Genomic DNA, 3,006 nt, shown 5'->3' on the forward strand with positions numbered 1-3,006 from the left:
ATATGATAACTGCACTCCACAACCTTCAACTCATTACTGATGGCAACATCAGCCATGGCAAAGCTGTACTGATCAGCAATGGCCAGGTCATTGACATCGTTCCGGAATATTCCATTCCTGAACAGGCCCACAAAACTGATCTCAAAAATGCATTTCTTGCTCCTGGACTTATCGACCTCCAGATTTATGGCAGCGGCGGCAAACTATTTGCGGGCGAACCGGAAATTGATGCACTGGAACGCATGGAATCGGACCTGTTAAGCGAAGGTACCACCGGCTTTTTTGCAACAATAGGCACCAACACTAATGAGATTGTAGAAAAAGGCATTGAATCGGCGAAAATTTACCGTGAAACCTGCAAAGGGAGCTTTTGGGGATTACACCTGGAAGGCCCGTATCTTAACCCTATTAAAAAGGGTGCGCACCCTGCCAAACTGATTAAAAAAGGCACGCTTGCCGAAGTGCAGCGCTGGATAGAAAGTGCGGACGGGGTAATCAAAATGATGACCATTGCGCCTGAACTGCAGGACCAGGAAGTGATAAATTACCTGCACGATCATGGGGTTATCCTGTCATCCGGCCACAGCAATGCCAGCTACGCCGAGGGCAAGTCGTTTTTAAATAAACCCATCCCGGCTGTTACCCATTTATTTAATGCCATGCCCCAAATGCACCACCGGGACCCTGGCTACATCCCTGCAATTTTTGAGGAGCGGCCATACACCAGCATTGTAAACGATGGGATTCATGTTGATTTTGCCATGGTGCGCCTGGCCAAACGCGAACTGGGCGATAAGCTGTTTTTGATAACCGACAGGGTTACTGCCGCTTCAAAAGGGACCTACCAGCACCAGTTTACCGGCGACCGCTTTGTAATGCCTGACGGCACCCTATCCGGCTCCTGCCTTACGATGTTAAAAGCTGTACAAAACTGCGTGGAACACGTTGGCATTTCCCTTGCCGAAGCTATTAATATGGCTTCGTTATACCCGGCGCAATTAGCTAAAATGGATAAGAAAGGAATGATAGCACCCGGCTGCGATGCGGATATGATCGTTTTTAATGATAACTTCGATGTACAAAGCACTATTTTCAAAGGAATATTGATCCCGGGTAATTAGTGTAATCCGAAAAAATTCGTGCAACTTGCCGGCAGGCAGGTTTGTGTATTACTTAACAAATCTGACATAAAATTTTAACACTGAACATATTTCTCTATTTTTGACAAAACGACCTCATGACATATAAAAGGATCCTTTTAAAACTTAGCGGAGAGTCGCTGATGGGCGACAAGCAATACGGAATTGATAACAAACAGGTTTTACAGTATGCACATGACATTAAGGATGTGCATGATAAGGGCATAGAAATGGCCATTGTGGTTGGTGGCGGAAATATCTTCCGCGGCCTGAGCGCCGAGAAATCGGGTATGGACCGCGCCCAGGCCGATTATATGGGCATGCTGGCTAGCGTAATCAACTGTATGGCGCTGCAAAACGCATTGGAAAGTATTGGGGTTGAAACGCGCCTGCAATCGGCCATTAAAATGGAGCAGATCTGCGAGCCCTACATCCGCCGCCGTGCGATGCACCATTTGGAAGAACGCAAAATTGTGATCTTCGGCGCCGGCACCGGTAACCCTTATTTTACTACGGATACTGCCGCATCCCTGCGCGCTATCGAAATAAAAGCCGATGTAGTACTAAAAGGCACCCGCGTTGACGGCATCTACACCGCTGATCCTGAAAAAGACCCTTCGGCCACCCGTTACGAAAACATCACCTACCAGGAAGTTTACGACAAAGGCCTTAATGTAATGGACATGACCGCCATTACCCTTTGCCAGGAAAACAAGCTGCCCATTATTGTTTTTGATATGAACAAACCAGGAAATTTTATGAAAATTGCTTTGGGCGAACCGATTGGGACGCTGGTGAAGGAATAAATATTTATTGCACCTAAGGTTGCAAGGCCGCTCCTGCGAAGGTAGAGCGGCTTTTTATTTGTAGCTGGATGCTACGATAGGTGTAATCCTTGACTAATACTGATAATTAATCGTCCTCTAAAGAAAACACATCTCTGCCATCCTTTTTGGTTTTTACTAACTTTTTGTTTTTGATTATCTTACGGTTCTGGATACCTAATTTATTTAAGTTAATTAATGCCTGAGAAGTTGGATTAAGCCAATAAACATTCTTTCTGTTTATATGAAACTCGTCAAATGCATCGTAAAACATAGTTCCCATCCCGGAAAAGTTCGACATGTCGATTATTACTTTTTGGTGCGATGGTAATTTGTCTAAGAAATCATAGAATTCATCTGCTTCATCGGAGGAAATACTACCAAAAAGCTTATAAATCAACGGCTGATCCGAAAGCTTTTTTAGCCCTAATTGATGGGGGAAATATTGTTCCAGTTGTTCAACATAATTGATCATCTTTTGCTCAGTAAATGTACTATCGAGCAAATCAAACAGGATAACCATCAATTTAGCATTTTCAGTTCCTTTACGAGGCGACCAAAATGCAAATTTATGCGTTATGGCGTTCTGGTTGAAATAACCGCTGACATCAATGCCATCAGACCCCATACTGACACTGTAAACTAAAACCGAATCGCCACCAACCAACTCTTTATTAGAGCCGATTGTATCAATATTACTCTTAATTTGAAATTTATAAGTCTTAAGGAAGGTCGTTAATGCTGTTGTTTTATTGGCAGGAATAACGGCTTTATTTTCAAATGAGGTTTCCTTGGTCTTGTAATTTCTATAAACCCGAATATTCAGAAAACAGGAATCTCCTTTAGCCTGAATGCTCACCTCGCTTGCACTCATAAATGATGGCCCAAAATCCAACGTTAAATTATAATCATTGGATTTTGATTGGCCGGATGAAGCTGTCACAATAAACAAAAACAGGACAAGTATGAGAAAATTCTTCAAGGCAAACAGGCGTTTAAAATCAATGTCAAGATAAACACTATTTATTTGATTTCAATATAGA

General features: G+C 43.0%; 3 protein-coding genes. 2 read left to right on the forward strand and 1 reads right to left on the reverse strand.

The window, feature by feature from the left end:
* Together nagA and pyrH are read left to right on the forward strand one after the other, a co-directional pair.
* The coding region (nagA, locus tag QZY09_RS18380) for an N-acetylglucosamine-6-phosphate deacetylase (RefSeq protein ID WP_295674722.1) at window positions 1-1,121 on the forward strand (1,121 nt) is incomplete at its 5' end.
* A gap of 116 nt (window positions 1,122-1,237) precedes the next feature.
* Complete coding sequence (gene pyrH / locus QZY09_RS18385) at window positions 1,238-1,945, forward strand: UMP kinase (RefSeq protein ID WP_295674723.1); 708 nt, start codon at window positions 1,238-1,240, stop codon at window positions 1,943-1,945.
* 106 nt (window positions 1,946-2,051) lie between these two features.
* On the opposite strand, the gene QZY09_RS18390 is transcribed toward pyrH, so the two are convergent.
* Window positions 2,052-2,906, reverse strand: a complete 855-nt coding sequence (locus QZY09_RS18390; RefSeq protein ID WP_295674724.1) for a hypothetical protein — start codon at window positions 2,904-2,906, stop codon at window positions 2,052-2,054.
* Window positions 2,907-3,006: the final 100 nt, after the last annotated feature.

Source organism: uncultured Mucilaginibacter sp., from assembly GCF_903913935.1.
In the GTDB taxonomy this organism is placed as follows: domain Bacteria; phylum Bacteroidota; class Bacteroidia; order Sphingobacteriales; family Sphingobacteriaceae; genus Mucilaginibacter.

What these genes read in the sequence shown, in the direction of transcription:
- pyrH (WP_295674723.1), top strand. Translation starts at nt 1,238, where the DNA reads ATGACATATAAAAGGATCCTTTTAAAACTTAGCGGAGAGTCGCTGATG.